21 protein-coding genes and 2 tRNA genes are annotated in these 22,151 nt (G+C 33.1%); 11 read left to right on the forward strand and 12 right to left on the reverse strand.

Annotated elements, in window-relative coordinates:
• Window positions 1-26: 26 nt before the first annotated feature.
• From tsf to NLG42_RS07795, 6 genes are all read right to left on the reverse strand, one after another.
• Complete coding sequence (gene tsf / locus NLG42_RS07770) at window positions 27-989, reverse strand: translation elongation factor Ts (protein ID WP_089057567.1); 963 nt, start codon at window positions 987-989, stop codon at window positions 27-29.
• Between the two features lie 138 nt (window positions 990-1,127).
• A complete protein-coding gene (gene rpsB, locus NLG42_RS07775; protein WP_099720636.1) occupies window positions 1,128-1,898 on the reverse strand; it encodes a 30S ribosomal protein S2 in 771 nt (256 codons plus the stop codon).
• 176 nt (window positions 1,899-2,074) lie between these two features.
• Window positions 2,075-2,461, reverse strand: a complete 387-nt coding sequence (rpsI, locus tag NLG42_RS07780) for a 30S ribosomal protein S9 (RefSeq protein WP_017497947.1) — start codon at window positions 2,459-2,461, stop codon at window positions 2,075-2,077.
• The gene (gene rplM / locus NLG42_RS07785; protein ID WP_026983738.1) at window positions 2,461-2,916 is read right to left on the reverse strand and encodes a 50S ribosomal protein L13; all 456 of its coding nucleotides are present in this window, start codon (window positions 2,914-2,916) and stop codon (window positions 2,461-2,463) included. Before rplM ends, rpsI begins: the two co-directional genes overlap by 1 nt.
• A gap of 194 nt (window positions 2,917-3,110) precedes the next feature.
• Window positions 3,111-3,923, reverse strand: coding sequence for a ferritin-like domain-containing protein (locus NLG42_RS07790; protein ID WP_089057569.1), 813 nt, complete (start codon window positions 3,921-3,923; stop codon window positions 3,111-3,113).
• A 26-nt stretch (window positions 3,924-3,949) separates the two neighbouring features.
• Window positions 3,950-4,696, reverse strand: a complete 747-nt coding sequence (locus tag NLG42_RS07795; RefSeq protein ID WP_257683423.1) for a ferritin-like domain-containing protein — start codon at window positions 4,694-4,696, stop codon at window positions 3,950-3,952.
• A 194-nt stretch (window positions 4,697-4,890) separates the two neighbouring features.
• Between NLG42_RS07795 and NLG42_RS07800 the strand changes: the two genes are divergently transcribed.
• The gene (locus NLG42_RS07800; protein ID WP_257683424.1) at window positions 4,891-5,916 is read left to right on the forward strand and encodes a LacI family DNA-binding transcriptional regulator; all 1,026 of its coding nucleotides are present in this window, start codon (window positions 4,891-4,893) and stop codon (window positions 5,914-5,916) included.
• A gap of 31 nt (window positions 5,917-5,947) precedes the next feature.
• Here NLG42_RS07800 and NLG42_RS07805 read toward each other — a convergent pair whose 3' ends face one another.
• The 3 genes from NLG42_RS07805 to polA are packed head-to-tail and all read right to left on the reverse strand — an operon-like array spanning window position 5,948 to window position 11,048.
• On the reverse strand, window positions 5,948-7,063 hold the full coding sequence (locus NLG42_RS07805) for a hypothetical protein (protein WP_257683425.1): 1,116 nt from the start codon (window positions 7,061-7,063) through the stop codon (window positions 5,948-5,950).
• Between the two features lie 6 nt (window positions 7,064-7,069).
• Window positions 7,070-8,197: a hypothetical protein gene (locus tag NLG42_RS07810; RefSeq protein ID WP_257683426.1), complete on the reverse strand. Its 1,128-nt coding sequence runs from the start codon at window positions 8,195-8,197 to the stop codon at window positions 7,070-7,072.
• Between the two features lie 10 nt (window positions 8,198-8,207).
• Window positions 8,208-11,048, reverse strand: a complete 2,841-nt coding sequence (gene polA / locus NLG42_RS07815) for a DNA polymerase I (protein ID WP_257683427.1) — start codon at window positions 11,046-11,048, stop codon at window positions 8,208-8,210.
• 313 nt (window positions 11,049-11,361) lie between these two features.
• On the opposite strand from polA, the gene NLG42_RS07820 reads away from it, so the two are divergent.
• The 7 genes from NLG42_RS07820 to NLG42_RS07850 all read left to right on the forward strand — a co-directional run bounded on the left by NLG42_RS07820 (window position 11,362) and on the right by NLG42_RS07850 (window position 16,080).
• Window positions 11,362-11,559: a hypothetical protein gene (locus NLG42_RS07820; RefSeq protein ID WP_089057575.1), complete on the forward strand. Its 198-nt coding sequence runs from the start codon at window positions 11,362-11,364 to the stop codon at window positions 11,557-11,559.
• A gap of 59 nt (window positions 11,560-11,618) precedes the next feature.
• Window positions 11,619-11,801: a hypothetical protein gene (locus NLG42_RS07825; protein ID WP_089057576.1), complete on the forward strand. Its 183-nt coding sequence runs from the start codon at window positions 11,619-11,621 to the stop codon at window positions 11,799-11,801.
• Window positions 11,802-11,986: 185 nt separating this feature from the next.
• Entirely contained in the window at window positions 11,987-12,661 is a 675-nt protein-coding gene (locus NLG42_RS07830; RefSeq protein ID WP_089057577.1) for a response regulator transcription factor, read from the forward strand.
• Window positions 12,662-12,670: 9 nt separating this feature from the next.
• The gene (locus NLG42_RS07835; protein ID WP_257683428.1) at window positions 12,671-14,005 is read left to right on the forward strand and encodes a sensor histidine kinase; all 1,335 of its coding nucleotides are present in this window, start codon (window positions 12,671-12,673) and stop codon (window positions 14,003-14,005) included.
• 106 nt (window positions 14,006-14,111) lie between these two features.
• Window positions 14,112-14,297, forward strand: a complete 186-nt coding sequence (locus tag NLG42_RS07840) for a hypothetical protein (RefSeq protein WP_257683429.1) — start codon at window positions 14,112-14,114, stop codon at window positions 14,295-14,297.
• Between the two features lie 173 nt (window positions 14,298-14,470).
• Window positions 14,471-15,706: a metallophosphoesterase gene (locus NLG42_RS07845; RefSeq protein ID WP_089057580.1), complete on the forward strand. Its 1,236-nt coding sequence runs from the start codon at window positions 14,471-14,473 to the stop codon at window positions 15,704-15,706.
• Between the two features lie 71 nt (window positions 15,707-15,777).
• Complete coding sequence (locus NLG42_RS07850) at window positions 15,778-16,080, forward strand: thioredoxin family protein (protein ID WP_089052699.1); 303 nt, start codon at window positions 15,778-15,780, stop codon at window positions 16,078-16,080.
• Between the two features lie 21 nt (window positions 16,081-16,101).
• Here the strand turns inward: NLG42_RS07850 and NLG42_RS07855 are convergent, their stop codons facing one another.
• Together NLG42_RS07855 and NLG42_RS07860 are read right to left on the reverse strand one after the other, a co-directional pair.
• Window positions 16,102-16,737: a polysaccharide deacetylase family protein gene (locus NLG42_RS07855; RefSeq protein WP_089052700.1), complete on the reverse strand. Its 636-nt coding sequence runs from the start codon at window positions 16,735-16,737 to the stop codon at window positions 16,102-16,104.
• A 92-nt stretch (window positions 16,738-16,829) separates the two neighbouring features.
• Window positions 16,830-20,111 carry a glycosyltransferase family 117 protein gene (locus tag NLG42_RS07860; RefSeq protein ID WP_257683430.1) on the reverse strand — a complete coding sequence of 1,094 codons (3,282 nt, stop codon included), beginning with the start codon at window positions 20,109-20,111 and terminating at the stop codon, window positions 16,830-16,832.
• Between the two features lie 245 nt (window positions 20,112-20,356).
• Here NLG42_RS07860 and NLG42_RS07865 point away from each other — a divergent pair.
• Window positions 20,357-20,427, forward strand: a tRNA-Gln gene (locus NLG42_RS07865).
• A 108-nt stretch (window positions 20,428-20,535) separates the two neighbouring features.
• Window positions 20,536-20,606: transfer RNA gene (locus tag NLG42_RS07870), tRNA-Gln, on the forward strand.
• A gap of 73 nt (window positions 20,607-20,679) precedes the next feature.
• On the opposite strand, the gene NLG42_RS07875 is transcribed toward NLG42_RS07870, so the two are convergent.
• Window positions 20,680-21,504 carry a universal stress protein gene (locus NLG42_RS07875; protein ID WP_257683431.1) on the reverse strand — a complete coding sequence of 275 codons (825 nt, stop codon included), beginning with the start codon at window positions 21,502-21,504 and terminating at the stop codon, window positions 20,680-20,682.
• Between the two features lie 174 nt (window positions 21,505-21,678).
• Between NLG42_RS07875 and rimP the strand changes: the two genes are divergently transcribed.
• On the forward strand, window positions 21,679-22,143 hold the full coding sequence (gene rimP / locus NLG42_RS07880) for a ribosome assembly cofactor RimP (protein WP_164973666.1): 465 nt from the start codon (window positions 21,679-21,681) through the stop codon (window positions 22,141-22,143).
• Window positions 22,144-22,151 lie beyond the last annotated feature (8 nt).

Below are 22,151 nucleotides of genomic sequence, written 5' to 3' on the forward strand. Positions count from 1 at the left end.
GGGCTTTTTTTTATTGAAATAATATATTAACCTAAAGTAACTCTTTTGAAACCTGTAATTTCAACGTTGAATCCTTTAACGTAATCACCAACTTTTTTACTGTCATCTTTGATGAAGTTTTGATCTAATAAAGCTTTTTCTTGATCTAAAGTAGTGTTGTCAGAAATGAAACGTTGTACTTTTCCTGGAATAATTTTGTCCCAGATTTGTTCTGGTTTACCTTCAGCTTTTAATTCAGCTTTAGCATCTTCTTCAGCTTGTTTTAAAACTTCTTCAGTTAATTGAGAGAAAGAAATATATTTAGGAACATTTTTTAAAGTTTTTCCTAAACGTTTTGCCTCTTCGTTATCTTTTTCGATTACAGCAATACGAGCAGCAAGTTCAGATTCAACGAAAGCAGGATCAAAATCTTTGTAAGATAATGTATCAGCTCCCATAGAAGCAACTTGCATAGAAACATCTTTAGTTAAAACGTCAGCATTAGGAATTGCAGCAGAAATTGCAGTTAATGCAGCAATTTTGTTAACGTGAACATAAGATCCAACGAAAGCACCTTCTAAAATTTCAAAACCACCGATTTCGATTTTTTCTCCGATAACTCCAGTTTGCTCGATTAATTTTTCAGCAACTGTAATTCCGTTGAAATCTGAAGCTAAGAATTCTTCTTTAGAAGAGAAATTGATAGCTCTTTCAACTAAATCTTTAGCTAAAGTTACGAAAGCTTCATTTTTACCTACGAAATCTGTTTCACAGTTTAAAGTAATGATAGCTCCTTTAGTGTTGTCTGCGTTGATGAAAGAAACAGCAGCTCCTTCAGAAGACTCACGGTCAGAACGGTTAGCAGCAACTTTTTGTCCTTTTTCTCTAAGAATTTGTATAGCTTTATCGAAATCTCCTTCAGCTTCAACTAAAGCTTTTTTACAGTCCATCATTCCGGCACCTGTAGATTGTCTTAATTTATTTACGTCTGCAGCAGTAATTGTTGCCATAATATTTTGAATTTTAATGTTAAAAGTAAAAATTCCATCTTCTAAATCCCAAACTCCAATTTTATTAAATTATCAACATAACGTTTTTAATTTTGTATTTGGAGTTTGGAATTTAAAATTTGGAATTTAAAATTTGATTTATTCTTCAGTTGCAGGAGCAGCTGCAGCTTCAACAGCAGGAGCAGCTTCTTCAGCAGGAGCTTCAGTCTCTTTTTCAGAACCTCTGTCAGAAAGACCTTCGATTACTGCAGTAGTTACTAAAGATAAAATTTTGTCAATTGATTTAGAAGCATCATCATTTGCTGGAATTACGTAATCAACCTCTCTTGGGTCAGAATTCGTATCAACCATTGCGAAAACTGGAATGTTTAATTTTTGTGCTTCTTTTATTGCGATGTGTTCAGCTTTGATATCTACTACGAACAATGCAGCTGGTAGTCTAGACATGTCAGCGATTGAACCTAAGTTTTTCTCTAATTTAGCACGTAAACGATCAACTTGCAAACGCTCTTTTTTAGATAACGTCATGAAAGTACCATCTTTCTTCATTTTATCAATAGAAGACATTTTTTTAACTGCCTTTCTGATCGTTACGAAGTTAGTCAGCATTCCACCTGGCCATCTTTCAGTGATGTAAGGCATGTTTGCAGCTTTTGCTTTATCAGCAACGATGTCTTTTGCTTGTTTTTTGGTAGCTACGAATAAAATTTTTCTACCTGATGCAGCGATTTTTTTCAAAGCTTCGTTAGCTTCTTCAATTTTAGCTGCAGTTTTATATAGATTGATAATGTGAATACCATTACGCTCCATATAAATGTAAGGAGCCATGTTTGGATCCCATTTTCTAGTCATGTGTCCGAAGTGAACACCTGCTTCTAGTAATTCTTTTACTTCTATTTTGTTTGCCATTTTTGTACTAGTTTACGTTCTGTTGATTAGCAATGTATAAATGGCGATTTCTCTGGCTTTATACATTTAGATGCTAAACTATATCCTACCTCGGTAGGAGAGCAACAATAACTGTGTTTTTTAATTTCAATAAATAATTGATAATGTCTTGTCCCATTTGAACAAGACAGGTAATATTAACGTTTAGAGAATTGGAATCTCTTACGAGCTTTCTTCTGACCGAATTTCTTACGTTCAACCATTCTTGGATCTCTTGTTAATAAACCTTCTGGTTTCAAGATAGCTCTGTTTTCGATGTTCACTTCACACATTACACGTGCTAATGCCATTCTTACAGCTTCTGCTTGACCAGTTGAACCACCTCCGTAAACGTTTACTTTTACATCAAAGTTACTTGCATTTTCTGTCATAGATAATGGTTGTAAAACTTTGTATTGTAAAGTTGCAGTTGGAAAGTAAGTTGCGAATTCTTTTTTGTTTACAGTGATTTTACCTGTTCCTTCAGAAACATATACACGTGCAACAGCGGTTTTTCTTCTACCGATTTTGTGAATAACTCCCATTACTTAAGATCGTTTAGGTTAACAGTTCTAGGTTTTTGAGCTCCGTGAGTATGCTCAGCACCTACAACAACATTTAGATTTCTAAAAAGTTCAGCTCCTAATTTGTTTTTAGGTAGCATTCCTTTTACAGCTTTTTCTACTAATAATGCAGGGTTTTTAGATTGCAATACTTTAGCAGTTAAAGTTCTTTGTCCTCCTGGGTAACCTGTATGACGCATGTAAATTTTGTCATTCATTTTTGTACCTGTAAGGTTAATTTTTTCTGAGTTGATAACAATTACGTTATCTCCACAGTCAACGTGCGGTGTGTAACTTGGCTTGTACTTACCTCTTAAGATCATCGCAACCTTTGAAGCAAGACGTCCTAAGTTGTGACCTTCTGCATCAACAACAATCCACTCTTTAGTTACAGTGGCTTTGCTAGCTGAAATTGTCTTGTAGCTTAATGCGTCCATAATATTATTTTAATTAAACATTCCATCCCCAATAAAGGGGATGCAAAAGTACAATTAATTATTTTAAAACCAAATACCTTAAAAGAATATTTTATATCCTGAAAATCAGGCTCTCAGTTTTTATTTTTAAAACTAAAAAAAAACCAGCTTCACAATAAGGCGAAGCTGGTTCAATCTGTAGAGTATTTTTGTTATTAAACAATAAAGATATTGGCAATATTTACAACTTGTTGAGTTGTTAATGGTTCATCGTAAGCCTCTGATCCTGCGGAAGCTCCAAAGGCTGCCGCAGTATTGAATCCTGCTTGAGTGGTAACTCCTTCACCATCATAAACTGCTTGAGTTGCCGGCGGCATTCCTGTGCCTCGATCAGCATTCGAAATCCAGCCTTTTAAGCTGCGGAGTCTTCTCACTTCAGATGCATGTCGTGCTTCAACAGAATGTATTTGCAGTGCTGCGGTTAATAAATCGGGTGTAGTTATTAAGTTTGCAGCTTGTCCTTTGTATGCTCTTACGCCGGTATCTTCAAAAGCTTGTGCTAACGCAAGAAAGGTTGGGTAATCATGAAAAGGGTCAAATGTACCGCCCACCGTAAAGTCAAAAGTAGGTTTAGCAACGAAGTTAGCACTTCCTGGACCACCTAATCCTGCGATTAAAAATTTAACGTGACTTGACTCGTGAGCTGCTATTTGTTGAAAGACCTTTAAATCTCGTCCGCCATTTTCTAAAGCCGGAATGACACCAGAATCCAGCGCCATGGCATAAAATTCGTTTTCTAGATATTCTAGTGTTAAGGCAAATTGTAAAGCCCCGATTGGGGTGGCGGGTGTTGGGGTGATATCTTTTGCTATTGCTTTATTTGCCAATGCTGATAATCCAAAAGGAATTGATGCCAGCGCCAGATTTTTACTGATATTTCCAAATTGTGAAAAACTGTCTCTTCTTGAACCCGTACTATTCATTATACTATCATCAGTAAAGGTTTCTATAAATTTTAAAATATTCATAATTTCTAAGTTTTAGCTCGTTAAGATTAAGGTAAATATTTGGCAGTAAATTTTGTAGTAATAAATCCGCCCGCAATTGGTAAGATTTTAGAAGGATCTTTCGCAACATCTAATCCGTTTGAAACGCTTACAACATCGTCGCCCGCAAAATCTTTGGAATTTGGATTGATCAAACTTCTTATTGCAGAAGCGTGTCTGGCTTCAACGGAAACAATTTTTCCTGCCAGTAATAAATAATCAGCGCTTTTAATTAGTCGTCCCGCGCCATTGTAAGCGGCAACGCCTGTGTCTTCTAGCGCTTTTGCGGTAGCTAAAACTTCGTTACGGCTGTTAAAGTTTAAAGAGCCATAGTTGAATGCTAAGGAAGGAAGTAATTGAGAGCTAGGATCTGGAAGTGCTCCAGACAAGGCAGCTTTAAAAAAATCTCTGTGAATTACTTCGTGATGGTATAAGTCTGTTAAGACTTGACGCTCAATATCATTAAATACGGTGTTGAAATTTGTAGAATTTACAACTTTAGTATAAAAATCAGTTTCTAATTGTTCTAAGGCGTAAGCATAAGTAAGTACGCCAAAATCTCCAGAACCTAAATCAAAAACTCCATTTTTTATTCCAGGTAAGGAGTTGTCCTCCATATTATTATCGTTGTCATTATCGCTGCAACCAGCTAAAACCAAACCTGCGCTAACTAATGTCAGTCCGCTGAGCTTAAGAAAGCTCCTTCTATTATTCAGTGAAGGATCAACTTCATGAATTTTAACTTCGTTTTTCATAATCTAGGTTTTTATTAAGGTTATTAACATGCTATTAAGTTATTAACGAAATTTTAGCACTAGTGGTTTTAAATAATCAATGTTTTTGAATATTATTTCGAAAAGACCTTATGATTTCAAATAGTAGTAGTAGTTTTTTGTTTTATTTTAGGTAATTCTACTATATTTGTATTAATTACATAAAATATTAATAGATGAAAGCTAAAGCAACTCTAAAACAAATTGCGAAAGAACTTGGTGTTTCTGTGTCTACGGTGTCTAAAGCGCTAAATGATAGTCCGGAAATTAGTGAGCAGACGAAGGTGAAGATTAAGGAGTATGCCAAACTCAAAAATTATAAGCCAAATGTTATTGGTCTGAATTTGAAGAATCGTAAGACTAAAACGATTGGTGTAATTATACCTAATATATTGAACTCTTTCTTCGCAAAAGTTTTTAGCGGAATTGAAAAAGTGGCGGATAAAAAAGGATATAACGTAATTACTTGTATTTCTAATGAATCTTTAGAGAAAGAAGTTCATACACTTGAAATGTTAAGCAACGGAACAATTGATGGTTTTATTCTTTCTGTTTCTGAAGAAGCGCAAAAGCTTCAAGATTACAATCACTTTTCGGCTATTATAAATGACGGAACTCCAATTGTAATGTTTGATCGTATTGCTGATGAAGTAGAATGTGATAAAGTTGTGGTAGATGATTTTGATTCTGCCTTAAACTCGACTCAGCATTTAATTAATTTAGGATGTAAAAACATTGCTTTAATCTCTTCTGTAGATAATTTAAGTGTTGGAAAATTAAGAGCGGATGGATATTTAAAAGCTTTAAAAGACAATAACATTCCAGTAAACGAAAAAATTATTCTTCGTACCGATTCAGAAGAAGATATGAAAGCTAAAATTGATGCAATTTTTGAAAATAAAATTGATGCTATTTTTGCTTTAGATGAAAATGATTCAGTTGCGGCTTTGAGAGCAAGTTTGAAAAAAGGATATAAAGTTCCTGAAGATATTTCGATTATCGGTTTTGCTGACGGAATTTTGGCTTCAAGACGTTTGTCTCCAAGTTTAACAACAGTAAGTCAGCATGGAATCGAAATTGGTGAAGTTGCGGCAAAAAGATTAATCCAAAGATTGGAAGAGCCGGAAGGTGAAACTTCAGATTATGAAACTATCGTTATCAAAACAAAATTGAAAGAAAGAGAATCGACTAGAAAAGCATAAACAAAAAAAACCGTCTTTAAGACGGTTTTTTTTATAAAGAATATGGGAATTTAGGATTTTTATACTTTTTTAATTTTTCGAAAGGAACTAAAAAAGATTCTTCACAAGATCTTGCTGCTCTGTAAAAGATTGGCGTGAATTCTATACCTTTTTCAGTGTAACTCCAAGATGGAAAATCCCAATATTCTTCATTAGTATAATCGCAAGGATCATCATCGTCATTTTTTGGTTTTTCGAAATGAAACTCTGAGTTAAGTACGGCTAGTAATTTAGGAGCGAAATAAGTGCTTCTGTATTTTGAATAGTTATCAAAATTACTTTGTTCTTCGGTGGTAACACTCTTATCAAATGCAATGATATCATCTATTTCGTAGTCTTTTCCATTGTTTAGATCAATCAAATAACCGCTTCCTCCAAAATCAGGATGCGCACCGCCACAGTAATACGATGAGAACATTTCAAAGCCTAATAAGTTTGTATTGAGAAAATTTATGGTCGTTCTTCCTTCGATTCCTTTTCCCTCGCTATACTCAAAACTTGAGGAGCAGTTAAGTTGTGCTAATGTAGTTTGAATGTGGATATTTTCTAAAATTGGATTTATAACAGCTTTGTTTTTCTCTGAAAAATTACTTCCTAATCTAAAGAAATCCGAATCACAATGTTTTTCAGAATACCAGATAAATTCTTTGTTGTTGTAAATTGTGGTTTTTTGTTTTTTGAATTCCAGGAATTTACATTTTACAAGATTTAATTTTTCATCGGCATAATATCGGTCAAGTTTGAATTTGTAATTTGAAAAATCGATAGGTTGTAATTGAACCGGAAATTGTTTTCCGGCAGTATTGTACCATGATCCTTCAAAACGATTATTGGTCGATTTTTTTAAATAGAATTTTTCAGTAATTACATTATTTGGTTTAAAAAAGAAGGTATAAGTATCATTTTTCAAAGTAGCTTCAAGCGGAATATCTTTTAGTGAATTTTGATAAAAATAAACAGCATTTAAACTTGTTTCTTTACCATCTTTATAAACCTCAATTTTCATGAAGATTTTACTTTTTGCAATGTTTCCTTCCAGATAATAGGTGTCCTGACAAAATATAATTGTGGAATAAAGCAGGCAGAGAATAAAAACTATTTTTTTCATACGATATTATTTTGTTTTTCTGATAATGTACAAGTTTTTACTTTTGTCCTCAGAAATTAAAGTAAACTTCAAATTAGGATTAGAATAATAACTGTATTTTTTATTCACATCGTTTTCCATTTCTGTCCAGTTGTCTTTTGTAGTGCTATATATTGAATTTTCCTTGTTGCTATAATCATCCAAGAAAATATCTTCTTTTTTAAATTTTAGCGTATCTTTTTCAAAAGGTATATTGACGTAGGCAATTCCATCCCAGTAATAATAAGTATAAGGACTGTTGGACTGGGTTTGTCCTGCCATATTTGAAATATATTCTAATTTTTGATAATATCTAACCTTTATTTTGTCGTTTGGTATAGTGTGAAATACATTTTCATCATTGATATTTTTATGCTGTTCCGAGCTTAAATCTCGGGCATTATTATATATATCTTCACCTGCGCCATAAACTACATACCAATGGTTGTTTGCGTAATAAATTATAGATTCTCTTTTTTTATATGGTATTGAATCATCTCTCCAAGCATAAAAGGATTCAAGGTAAATACAATTTGGCACAATGGTATCGTAATAATATTTCGATAATTTTTCAGCAGACCAGCTTAAATCTTTATTTACAGGAATAAAAGCTTTTTTTGTTTTGTCCCCATTTGCAGGCCAAGTTTGGTAATAAAGCAGGGCTTTGTTTACTATTTGTTTGTTAAGTAAAACAATCTCGCCAAATTCAGATTGATCAGATGAGGAAGTTTTAAAGTTTATTGTATCTAAAACTTTCCCAAAAGAATCCATTTTAAATAAGGTGTTGCTGTAATTATCACCAGTATTTCCTCCCCCGTGATCATAAGGTTCAGATTTGGTAATTACCTTAACCATAATTTTATCATTAGCAATCTCAAGTATCTGAAAAGTATAACAATACTCAGCTCCTTTTTGAAATAGTGATACATCATGATTGCCAAATTTTTTAACTTCAGATAAGTTTTTATAAGCCGCAAATTCACTTGGCAGTTTTTTGCGGGGAAAAAGATTTATAACAAAAGTATCCAAGCCTAAAGCCAGGCTAACATTGATTTGATAGATTATAAATAGGACAGCTATTGTAACTAGAGAATACATTATTGTTTTCTGTTTCATAGCTGTTTTTTTAATGAGCCTCTAACCAGTCTTTACCCAAGCCAAGTTCAACTTCTAAAGGAACAGAAAGTTTAAATGCATTTTCCATTTCATGTTTAATCATGGGTTGGATTTTTTCTAATTCGTCGTTGTGCACATCAAACACAAGCTCATCATGTACTTGTAGCAGCATTTTAGATTTCCAGTTTTCGTCTTGTAATTTTTTATGAATGTTAATCATTGCAATTTTAATTACGTCGGCAGCGCTTCCTTGAATTGGCGCGTTTACGGCATTTCGTTCTGCAGCACTTCTTACAACTGCATTTGCCGAGTTAATGTCTTTTAGATAACGACGGCGACCTAAAATGGTTTGTACATAACCCTTTTCTCTGGCAGAATCAATCTGTTCTTGAATATATGATTTTAATCTTGGATAAGTTTTATAATAAGCATCGATCAAAGCAGCACTTTCGCTTCTTGATAATGAAGTTTGATTGCTTAATCCGAAGGCAGAAACACCATATATAATTCCGAAGTTTACAGTTTTAGCATGGCTTCTTTGCTCGCGGGAAACTTCTTCCAATGCTACATCAAAAACTTTTGCAGCGGTTGCTTTATGAATATCTTCTCCGTTTTGAAATGCTTTAATCATGTTTTCTTCTCCGCTTAAAGCGGCAATAATTCTCAATTCGATTTGCGAGTAATCGGCAGAGATTAAAGTATGATTTTCATCGCGCGCTACAAAGGCTTTACGAATCTGACGTCCTCTTTCTGTTCGAATTGGAATGTTTTGCAAGTTTGGATTGTTAGAACTCAAACGTCCTGTTGCAGCAACAGTCTGCATATAATCAGTATGAACACGTAAAGTTTTTTTGTCAACTTGTTCTGGTAAAGCTAAGATGTAAGTACTTTGCAATTTTACCATTTGACGCCAATCTAAAATTTGTTTTACAATTGGGTTGTCATTTGCTAAATAAGTTAATACTTCTTCGCCGGTTGCATATTGACCAGTTTTGGTTTTCTTTTGCTTTGCTCCGCCAATTTTAAGTTTATCAAATAAGATATCTCCTAATTGTTTTGGAGAGGCAAGATTAAATTTCTCTCCGGCAGTTTCGTATATTTTTTGTTCTAAAGATTTGATTTCAACATCCATTTCTTTAGACATTGCATTTAAAAAATCAACATCTAAGCGAATTCCTTCAGTTTCCATTGCAGCCAAAACGCTTACTAATGGAATTTCGATTTCATCGAATAATTTTTTAGTTTCGGTTTTGTCTAATTCTACGGTGAAGATTTCTTTTAATTGCAAAGTGATATCAGCATCTTCGGCAGCATATTCTTTAATGTCTTCAAGAGGAACATCGCGCATCGAAAGCTGATTTTTTCCTTTTTTACCTATTAAGGTTTCAATTGATTTTGGAGAATATTTTAAGTAGGTTTCTGCCAAAATATCCATATTATGACGCATATCCGGATTAATCAAATAATGCGCAATCATGGTATCAAAAAGTTTTCCTTTTACAGTAACGCCATAATTCGAAAGAATCTTTAAATCGTATTTAAGGTTTTGTCCAATTTTTTCGATGTTTTCATTTTCAAAAAACGGAACAAATTTGTCTACTAATATTTTTGCTTCTTCTTGATTTTCGGGAAACGGAACATAAAATGCTTTTCCTTTTTCGTAAGAGAAAGACATTCCTACAAGTTCTGCATGCAAAGCATCGATTCCTGTAGTTTCGGTATCAAAACAAACCGAAGTTTGGTTTTGTAAATTCTGTAAAAGCAGTTTTACTCCTAAATCTCCTTGAATAGTTTGATAGGAGTGAGGTGTATTTTCTAATGTGCTGTAAAAAGAGGTTCTTGTAGTTTCGGTATCTTCATCTGCGGCAGCACTTCCAAATAAGTCAAACTGTTCTTCGTTTTTTGGCTGTGGTTTTTTGTATAATTTGGCATCTGGAGCAGCTGCAGGAGCAGTTTGTGTTCCGTCAGTTTTAAACAAGTTATCAAATTGTTCCGCCATTCTTCTAAACTCTAATTCTTGAAAAATCGCATCTGTTTTTTCAATATCAGGGCGCGTTAACTCATAATCATTCTCATCAAAAGTTACCGGACAGTCTAGTAAAATTGTTGCCAGTTTTTTAGACAATAAACCTTTTTCTTTATTAGCTTCAATATTCTCCTTCATTTTTCCTTTCAGCTTATCGGTATTAGCCAAAAGATTTTCCATTGTTCCAAACTCTTTCAATAGTTTTTTGGCTGTAACTTCACCAACGCCGGGAAGACCAGGAATGTTATCGGCAGCATCGCCCATCATACCAAGAAAATCTATTACTTGTTCAGGACGTTCGATTTCAAATTTTTCTAATACTTCAGGAACACCCCAAATTTCAATTCCATTACCCATACGAGCAGGTTTGTACATGAAAATGTTTTCAGAAACCAATTGAGCAAAATCCTTATCGGGAGTTACCATAAAAACTTTGTAGTTCTCTTTTTCGGCTTGTTTAGCAATTGTTCCAATTAAATCATCGGCTTCAAAACCGGCAACTTCGATAATCGGAATGTGCATTGCTTTTAGTAATTCACATATATAAGGTACAGCTATTTTAATAGCTTCAGGAGTAACGTCTCGATTTGCTTTGTATTCTGGAAATAACTCATTACGCAATTGGCTTCCGCCTTTGTCAAATGCTACGGCCAAATGGTCTGGTTTTTCTCTTTTAATAACATCTAAAAGTGAGTTCATAAAACCCATAATTGCAGATGTATCCATTCCTTTTGAGTTAATTCTAGGGTTTTTTATAAAGGCATAATAACCACGAAAAATTAATGCGTAAGCATCTAGAAGAAAAAGGCGTTTTTGAGTTGACATATAAAAAATATTAGTCTGTAAAAATAAACAATTGAGGTCTCAAAAATTAAACTAACAAGATTTTTTTTCCACTATATAAGTTATATAAGCTCAATTTAGCATCATGCATACTGTACACGCTCTGCAGTGTGTCTAAATTTTTTTTGATCTAGAATATCTATAATGAGCTTATATAACTTATATGGTAAGAAAAGCAAAAGTTAATGTGAAGTTAAAATTTTTTTATTCGGAGATTTCTTCATTTTCTCTTCATTTTACGAGGGTACTTTTGATCTGTAAAATAAAAGGAATTGAATATTAAATCTTAGAAATCATGAGAAATTTATTAATGTTATTAGTCGCAGTTTTAGGAACAAGTGCAATGGTTCATGCATTTCCTGCAAAAGAGGGTAAAACGGTTCCTGCAAAAGAAGTAAAAGCAACAAAACACAAAAAAAATAAATCTGATAAAAAAACAAAATCAGAAAAAAATACAGCTCCAAAAGAAGAGACAGTAAAAGTAAAAAAGTAAATATATAAGGTTAAGGTTATTATTAAAACAAGTGTAATTAATTTAAAAATTTAGAAATCATGAAAAATTTATTTATTGTATTAGCAGCAGTTTTAGGAACAAGTGTAATGGTTAGTGCTCAAACAACTCCAACTCAGGCAGCGCCTGCAAAAGAGGTGAAAGCTACAAAACACCATCATAAATCAAACAAAAAAGCAAAAGCTGAAACTCCAAAAGAAGAAAGTGCCACTATGAAAAAATAAACATTGCTAATGTTTTGCCTTCAAAAGATTGTAAGGAGGCAAAGTAGGATTAATGATTGTGGAGAATGCGGTTGAAGAAAGCTGATGAAGAAATTTGTCAGCTTTTTTTGTTCGTTAATTTTTTAATAATGTGCCGCTTGATTTTTTATAATTGATTAATTTTAGTTGCACTTAAAAGATGTTTTATGAATGTTTTGATTGTTGAAGATAATAAAGAGCTTGCTGTAGAGGTTTACGACTTTCTTTGCAATGCAGGTTATGTTTGTAAAATTGCAAATAACTGCATGGATGCACTTGATGAGTTTAATAGCAATGATTATGATGCAATGCTGCTTGATTTAGGACTTCCGGATGGCGATGGTTTTGAGGTTTTAAAGGCAGTTCGTAAAACAAAATCAAAAATTGCAGTTATTGTACTTACGGCACGAGGGGAATTGGATGATCGAATTAATGGTCTTCATTTAGGTGCCGATGATTATTTGACAAAACCTTTTGCGCTCACGGAACTCGGAGCAAGGTTGTTTGCAGTAATTCGCAGGATTCATGGTTTTACTTTGAATAACTTAAGTATACACGGTTTTTTGCTGCAGCTTCAGGATTACAAAGTTAGTTTTGATGAAATTGCTATAAACTTGACTAAAAAAGAGTTTGATATCTTTCAATATCTTGTTTTGAATAAAAATCGTGTAATTACGAGATTACAATTGACGGAACACATTTGGGGAGATATTCTGGAGGTTAATTCAGATTCTAATTTTATTGATGTTCATGTTCGAAATCTTCGAAAAAAATTAGATAAACATGCGCCGATAGATTGGTTTGAAACGGTTAGAAATGTGGGTTATCGTATTAATGAATAAATAAATGTCGTGAAGATAAAACACCAATTAGCGATTTTTAATGCACTGACACGCTTGTTGGTGATTTTAATTTTGTGGCTGATGCTTCCTATTTTAGTCGAAAATGTGGTTTATAGACATATCAATAATAGTCTTATTGAGAAAAAAGAAAAGTTTATAGAGCATCTAAATCAACAGGAAATAAATGATTTTATCGAAAATGAAGGCGATTCGACTGAAACGTATTCTCAGTTTTCTACACTTCACAGTGAGTTTTTAGTTCTTTCGAAAGCTCCAATTGTACCCAATCAAAAGAAAACAACCTTTACAAATGAGTTTCGCATTATTGAAGGGGAAGAAAATGAATATAGAATTCTAACACATCATTTTAGTTTTGGAAATGAAAGTTATCAGCTTGAAATTGGCAGCAGTCTTGGCGAGGTAAATGATCTTACTTTTATAATTAGGTTTTTTATTATTATAGTTTTGTTTGTTATTCTTTTGGTGACTTTTTTAGCCGATACGGTTTATATCGAGTATTTATTGAAACCATTTTATAAAATCATTGATACAAAAATAAGGCGTGTCAATGAACCTGAAGTTTTTGATCATACGCCTATAAAGGCAAAATCCCGCGATTTTAGAGAGCTGGATTTGGTTTTGAATCAAATGATGGATCGTATTGCAGAACTTTTTAAAAAAGAAAAACAGTTTATTTCGAATGTTTCCCACGAGCTTCTTACTCCAATTGCTTTGCTTAAAAGCAGGTTTGAAAATTTATTACAGAATGAATCTTTAGATGAAAATGCTTTTGATAAAATCGCAGGTTCGCTGAAGACATTAGATATGCTGAAAAAAATCATCAATAATCTACTGTTGATTTCTAGAATAGAAAACAATCAATATGTGGCTAATGAGGAAATTAATTTTTATGAAATTATAAATGATGTCGAGGAGGATTTACAGGATCGAATTGAAGATAAAGGAATTCAATTTGTAAATAAAATGAAGAATGATCTGGCTTTTAGAGGAAACAAAACCCTGCTTCATATTCTTATTTATAATTTGGTAACAAATGCAATTAAGTATAATAAACAAGACGGAAGTATTATAGTCAGCGATGGTTTTGTACAGAATCAATATTTTATTTCAATTGCAGATTCTGGTATAGGGATGAACGCTTCTCAAATCGAGAATATCTTCAATAGGTTTGCCAGAGTTAGTTCTGATCAGGAAGGGCAGGGGCTGGGCCTTGCGATAGCAAAAAGTATAGCTGTTTTTCATCATATTGAAATCAAAGTTATATCTAACATAAATGAAGGAACAATTTTTACTTTATATTTCTCTGAAACGGTTAAAACTTAATTATTTGTTAAAGTTTTTCTTACTTATAAAACTTCATGTTGTCTTCATTTTACGGTTTTACCTTTGGGTTATAAATAAGAGATAATAATCACAAAAAAAAACAATCATGAAAAAATTAGTAATGTTAGCAATTGCTGTTCTAGGAACAACTGCTATGATAAACGCTCAAACAACTCCAGCAAAAGCTGCACCAGTAAAAGAGGCTAAAGCTCCTAAAAAAGACAAAAAAATGGATAAAAAAGCTGTAAAAGCAGATGCAGCTAAACCAGAAGCGGCGAAAGCAAAAAAATAAAAGGCATTAATTTGCTGAAGTAACCTATGCTTTGCATGAGGTTTTAGAAAAAAATTGTAATAAAAAAGCTGATAGATTAATCTATCGGCTTTTGCTTTTGTTTGAGTTAAATTTTTGATAATAAAAAGCAATAAAATTTTCATTATTTGTTACTTTGCTTAAAACTATAATTAATGATTCTTAAATTTATAATCCTTTGCGTCCTTTTTCTGCTTCTTGAATTTTATTCCTACCAAGCCTTTCGCACTCTTATTAAGTTAAGATGGGTTTTAATAAGCTATCAGATTATTAGTTTTTTGCTTCTAGCATTTATTCTGTATTCTTTTTCTCAAGTAGATCGGTCAGTTGGTCAAACCAAACAGTTTATGTTTACAACAGGTTTGATGCTGCTTATTTATGTGCCAAAAATTGTAATTACATTAGTTTTACTTAGTGAAGACATTTTTAGAATTGGCGCAAGTATCGTGAATTACTTTATTTATAATGCGCCTCGTAAGGAAATGATGCCGGACAGACGAAAGTTTGTAAGTCAGATCGCATTAGGATTGGCTGCAGTGCCTTTTTTATCTTTGATTTATGGAATATTTGAAGGAAAATATAATTTTAAGGTAATCAAACAAACTGTTTTTTTTCCTGATCTGCCAGATGCGTTTGATGGTTTTAAAATCACTCAGATTTCAGATGTTCACAGTGGTAGTTTTGATAATCCTGAAAAGATTAATTATGCTGTTGACTTGATAAATGAGCAGGAATCTGATATGATTCTCTTTACGGGTGATATCGTAAATACTCATGCTAAAGAAATGTATCCTTGGTTGGAAACATTTAATCGTATTAAGGATTATAAATATGGTAAATTTTCGGTTTTAGGAAATCATGACTATGGCGAGTATGTAGCTTGGTCTTCTGAAAAGGAAAAAAAGGAGAATTTTGAGGCAATAAAAAATCTCTATGGTCAAATTGGGTTTGAATTAATGCTAAATGAACATAGATATATTCAGAAAGGCGATGATAAAATTGCTTTAATTGGCGTAGAGAACTGGGGAGCAAATTTTAAGAAAGCTGGAGATTTAAATAAAGCTTCAGAACAGGTAAATCAAGACGATTTCAAGATTTTAATGAGCCACGATCCTAGTCATTGGGAATATGAAGTAAAAAAACATCCTAAGAATTTTCATTTAACCTTGTCTGGTCATACTCATGGCATGCAATTTGGAATTGAGATTCCGGGATATTTTAAATGGAGTCTCGCTCAGTATATTTATAAACAATGGGCAGGTTTATACGAAGAGTCTAAAAGATACGTTTATGTTAACCGCGGGTTTGGTTTTCATGCCTACCCTGGAAGAGTTGGAATTATGCCTGAAATAACGGTCATTGAACTAAAAAAGGGGAACAATGAGGCTTAATTCGTTAAAAATGCTACATTTGTATTAATTATCTTTTTTAACTAGATTAAAAGAATTAAATTTTTGGTTTTATGTCAAAATTTGGAGAACTTATAAATGCTCAGGTTCCAGTGTTAATTGACTTTTACACAGATTGGAACGAATCATCAGTATCGATGCATCCAGTTATTAAGGATGTTGCGGCTGCGCTAGGCGACAAAGCTAAGGTAATTAAGATTGATGTAGATAAAAATCAAGAATTAGCTGAGGCATTGCGAATTAAAGGGCTGCCTACATTGATGATTTATAAAGAAGGGCAAATGATCTGGAGACAGTCTGGAGAACTTGACGCCAATACGCTTATTGGTATTGTTCAAGATCAATTTGATTTTTAAAAGTTACGATTGTGATATTATTTAGTGAATAATATCAAACTTATATCCGTTTTCTTTTAAAAAATGTAATGTTTTTGGGAGAGCAAATTTTAAATTTGGTGAGGCTTTTATGCTGTCATGAAATACAATTACACTTCCTGATTTTACATTTTTTGTAACATTTTCAAGGCATTTTTCAGGAGTAATACTTTGGTCAAAGTCCGCGCTCAAAACATCCCACATAATTATTTTATAGCCTAATTTTCGTAAAATTTTAGATTGCGCTTTTTTTATTTTTCCATAAGGAGGACGAAATAATAAATTGCATGTTTTTTCTTCTTCTAAAATTGCCGCACAGTTTTTTACATTCTCAATATAATCATCGTTGTTACTTTTCCAGCCATTTACATGGTTCATGGTATGATTTCCTATGCTGTGTCCATCGGTTATAAGCTTTTCGAATAAGGATAAGTTGGCTTTAATGTTTTTTCCAATACAAAAAAAGGTAGCTTTTGCATCAAACTTTCTCAATTCGGCTAGTACCCAATCTGTAATCTCTGGAGTTGGGCCATCATCAAAGGTTAGGTATATTTTCTTTTCGTTGTTTGGAATGTCCCAACAATATTTAGAAAACACCGTTTTTATGAATGAATTAGTTTTTACCCAATAAAAGCTCATTGTTAACTTATTTAGAGATAAGTAAATTTAAAAAATGCAGCACTGTTTATCAAGCAGTACTGCATTTTTTTAATTAATATATTTTTCGTATATTATTCTTTTTCACGCCCAAAGCGCTCAAAAATATTTACATATGTATTAAAAGTCGTTTTGTGTTTTTCGTAAAAAGCTTTATCGTTGTTTTCTTTCATTACTTGCAGTAAGCTTCTGTATCGCTCAATATCAGTGATGATGTCAATGGCTAAATCTGTTTGATCTGAACCGCTCAAAGTTTTGTAGTAGTCTAGATTTTCTCTGTATTTATTTACTAGTTTTTCTAATAAATCGTGCGCTTTAGCTGTTTCTCCTACTTTGTAATATCCGCCGGCAAATGGCTCGACTAAAGAGTAGTAGCCAAATTTATCTAATGGCATTTTTGTAATAGCTAAATTGATAACATTTTTAGCTTTGTCAATTTTGCCTTCTGCAATAAGCTGATTCATTAAACGAGATAAATTTGTTCTATAAGTAATGCTGTTTCTTCTAGTCTCTGGATCGTGATAGATTTTCTCGCTTTCGCTGTTACCCCAGTCCCATTTCATTACAATGTCGTACATTTTATCAGCATCAATTTGTCCCATGTCCATTGGTCCGCCATCTTTTGATGGAACATTTTTAATAGGAACTAATTTGTAAACCATTCCGTCTAACTGTAAATAGTTTTTCAGCCATAAATAATCTTCATCATCAAAAGCACCTCCACTAAAATAAATTGGTCGTTTCCAGTTGTTGTTAGCTAAGATGTCAAGCATCATTAATCTGTTTTTATAGATTGCGCTTCCTTTAATGTCTATGTCCATGTAAGGAACAATAGAGTCATTGTATTTTGGATTTACAACTTTATTTTTGATGATGACATTTTTATCAATGTTAACTCTAATCTTGTTTGTTGGGTAAAAATGAATTGTTTGTCCATTCTGTAAGCCTACAGTTGATTTAGGGTTTTTAATAAAATCAATAAAATCCGTAATGTTCCAGCGTGTTTCTATTTTTGGAATATGAGCCACGTAATCTAGTTTATCTCCAACGTATTGCTCATGTGTAAATGATATAGGCAGAGGATCTGATTCGTATGATTTTGCTTTCATTTGATCAATATACCAATCTGTCATGAAAAGACTTGTATTTACAATTTTTACATCTGTTCTAAAGTGCTCAATTTCTTGGGCGTACCATAGAGGGAAGGTGTCGTTGTCTCCAATTGTAAATAAAATAGCATCTTTATCACACGAGCTTAAGTATGCTTTGGCCATTGCAACAGCAGTATATCTGTTTGATCTATCGTGATCGTCCCAGTTTTGTGAAGCCATTAAAATAGGAGCTGCTAATAAACTTCCAGCAATAATAATAGGTCCTGCAATTTTTGGAGCGATATATTTTTGGATACTTTCGTATAAAGAATAAACTCCAAATCCAATCCAAATTGCAAAGACATAGAATGATCCTACAAGAGCATAATCTCTTTCTCGAGGTTCAAAAGGCCTTTCGTTCAAGTAAATTTTTAATGCAATTCCTGTAAATAAGAACAATGCTAAAAGCACATAAAAGCTCTTAAGGTCTTTGTTTGCATGATACATTAATCCAATTAAACCTAGAATGAAAGGAAGGAAAAAGTAAACATTTCTTCCTTTGTTGTTTAAAACGTCAGATGGTAAATTGTCTTGAGATCCTAAATGTAGCGAGTCAAGGGCTTTGATTCCGCTGATCCAGTTTCCGTCTAAATTGTCGTATTTTCCTTGAACATCGCTTTGGCGTCCAACAAAGTTCCACATTAAATATCTCCAATACATATATCCAAATTGATATTCGAACATAAAGCTGAAATTGTCAACAGTAGACGGTTTCTCAATTATTAAGTAATCTTTATAGCTGTTTAAGAATTTAACATAGCCTTCGTTGTCAATTTGTTTTTGGGCATACGCATGTCTAAACTCAGAAATGGTTTTTTCAACCTCATTTCTTAATTGAGCAGTTGCTTTGTTGTATTCATCTTCGCTCAATTGGCTGGCATCAATTCCGTATTTTGCTAAATCCTCTTCGTAATTATAGTTTGGGTTGATCTTGAACTTAGGCGGATTTGTAAAGCTGATGTAGTTTTGAATGTGCCCTGTTTCAGTACTCCACATTCTTGGCAGAATTGTTTTCTGATTATCATCTGAATTTTGATCAGCGTTTTTGTAATTATTGGTAATGATATATTTACCAGTTTTATCGTCTCTCTCGTAGTTAGGTTTTTTGTCTAAGTATGGATTTTTGGCATCCAGACCAGCAAAAACTTCAGTGTATTGAGGACCGTAGAATAATGGATTTACGCCATATTGCTCACGATTATAGTAAGCTAAAACTTCGGCAGCATCTGATGGTTTGTTTTCGTTGATAACTGTATTTGCATTTGCGCGTACAGGAAGCATCATCCAAGTTGAAAAACCTATTAGTATAAATAAGATGCAAAGTATAATAGTGTTATAAAAAATCAAACCCTTCTGTTTGGTAAATTTTAAACCAAAATAAAAGAATGCGATAAGTATTAAAACAACAAAAATGGTTCCTGAATTAAATGGTAATCCCATATTGTTTACCATGAAAATTTCAGTTTTACCAAAGAATGCCATTGTTAAAGGCAGAAGTAATTTGAAAATAAATAATAAAATTCCAATTACAACAACATTTGCAATAAGGAAGTTTTTAATCGTTACTTTTTCGTAATGTTTAAAATAATAAAGAAACCCGATTGATGGAATCGTTAGTAGTGCCATAAAGTGTACTCCAAACGAAAGTCCAACAACTAAAGATATGATTAATAGCCATTTGTTTCCTTTTGGTTTGTCCATATCTTGTTCCCAGCGTAAGCCCAGCCAGAAAAGTAATGCGATAAGTAATGAAGCCATTGCATATACTTCGGCTTCAACAGCATTGAACCAAAAACTGTCTGAGAAAGTGTAAGCTAATGCTCCTACAAAAGAACTTCCTAGAATTACAATAGAATTGTTTTGATCAATTTCGGCAAAACGAGCTACAATTTTCTTTAAAATCATAGAAGATGACCAGGACATAAATAGTATTGTAAATGCACTTGAAAAAACAGACATCATATTTACCATTAAAGCTACATGCTGTGCATCTGTAGCAAACATTGCAAAAAACGCTCCCATCATTTGGTATAAAGGTGCTCCTGGCGGATGACCCACTTCTAATTTTGCCGCTGTGGCTATGTATTCCCCGCAATCCCAAAAACTCATGGTAGGTTCAACTGTTAATGTGTAGGTGATTAAAGCGATTGCAAATGCAAACCAACCAATAATTGTATTCCATTTATTGAAATTGAATTGTGCCATATTTAGGTGTTATAATTTTGTATATTTTTAATCCTACAAAGAAAATGTTTTTTTGTGTAAAGAAACGAGCATTAACAAAAAATTCTATAAAAGTATCTGTTGAAAGTAATTTGTTGTGTATGAGTTGTTTCTAGTCTTTTGGGAGGTTGTAAAGTTAAAAAATCAAAAAAAAATGATTTTTTTTGATGAAAAAGCTTGCGCAAATTAAATAAAGCCTTAAATTTGCACTCGCTTAACAGCACTGCTGGTCTATGGTGTAATGGTAACACAACTGTTTTTGGTGCAGTCTTTCTAGGTTCGAGTCCTAGTAGACCAACATAAAAGCCTCTCATTTGAGAGGTTTTTTTTTATGCGAAAAAAATGTCTCTAAAAATTTGCATAAACTAAATAAAGTTTTAATTTTGCACCCGCTTAACAGCATTATTGGTCTATGGTGTAATGGTAACACAACTGTTTTTGGTGCAGTCTTTCTAGGTTCGAGTCCTAGTAGACCAACATAAAAGCCTCTCGTTTGAGAGGTTTTTTTTATGGAGTAAATCCAGATGTTGTGTTTGATTGCGGTTTGGCTCTAGATTTTAAGTGTGATAATGGGTTTTACGGCATGATTTACTAAGCCTTCGCTAATGCTTCCGTTAAAAAAGTGTGCAAAACCTGTTCTTCCGTGTGTGCACATTCCGATAATATCTGCGTTTATCTTGTTTGAAAAGTTTATGATTCCTTTTTCGATATTTGTGTCATTGTAAATATTTGTAGTGTAATCAGTGAGGTTGAATTCTGTGATGAAATCAGTTATAGCTTTTTCTGCTGCGTGTGTAGTTTTAAAGCTGTTTGGTGTGCAAATTGTAACTAAATGTAATTTTGATTGGAATGTTTTGGCGAAGTCAAGGAGTTTTTTGAATGGTTTTTTTGCTTCTTCTGAAAAATCCGATGCAAATACAATGTTTGATGCGTTAAAAGCTTTGATGTCTTTTTTGATTACCAAAACAGGAATGTCAGAATTGCGTACTACTTTTTCAGTATTTGAGCCTATTAGTAGTTCTTCGACTCCAGAAGAGCCATGAGAGCCCATTACAATTAAGTCTATATTGTGATCTTTACTTACTTGTGTGATTCCGTGAATTGGTCTGTCCATTTTTACAATTTCAGTCACTTGAATTCCGTTTAAATATGGTTTTGATGAAATTTCATCCAGCATTTCGTTTGCTTTTTTCATGAAAAGCATGGTTTCGGGGATGCTGGTGCCGCCTAAAATGGCGTCGTTCATTTGGCTTGGAAGTTCAAGCATATGCAGGATGATGATCTCGGAGTTGTTTTTTTTAGCAATTTGTGCAGCGACTTTTAAGGCGTCTTCTGCGTGTTCGGAGAAATCAGTGGGTACTAGAATTTGTTTCATGGTTTTTGGGTTAAATAGTGAGAAATTCTGTTAAATTAATGCTTCTATAAAGATAAGAAATATTTTTAGAGCGATCTATTTATTTTGATTTATAAAAAAATCACTATATTTGCACCGTTATTTATTAAAATCTAAATAATGAGGGGACTAAGTGTCCCCTCTTTTTATAAAATTATGACATTTAAAGAAAAAGTAAACGGATTAATTGCGGAGGCTCTTTTAGAAAAGCCGTCAATCTTTTTGATTGATTTGGCTGTTTCTGATGCTTTTAAAATTAGTGTAGGTTTAGATGGTGATACAGGAGTGGCGCTGCAGGATTGCATCGATATTAGTAGAGCAATTGAGAATAACTTGGATCGTGAAGAGCAAGATTTTTCTCTTGAAGTAGCATCAGTTGGAGTAGGGTCTCCTTTGAAATTGGTAAGACAATACAAGAAAAATATTGGTAGAACATTGATTGTTACTACAAATACTGAAAAAATTGAAGCAGAATTAGTAGAAGCTAACGATGTTTTTATAATTTTGTCTTGGGAAGCAAGAGAACCGAAAAAAATAGGAAAAGGAAAAGAAACAGTTCAAAAAGAGCAACAAATACCTTATACAGAAATTAAAGAGGCAATTGTTACAGTAACATTTTAATTAAAGAA

The sequence above is a fragment of the Flavobacterium plurextorum genome, from assembly GCF_024638035.1.
GTDB lineage: Bacteria > Bacteroidota > Bacteroidia > Flavobacteriales > Flavobacteriaceae > Flavobacterium > Flavobacterium plurextorum.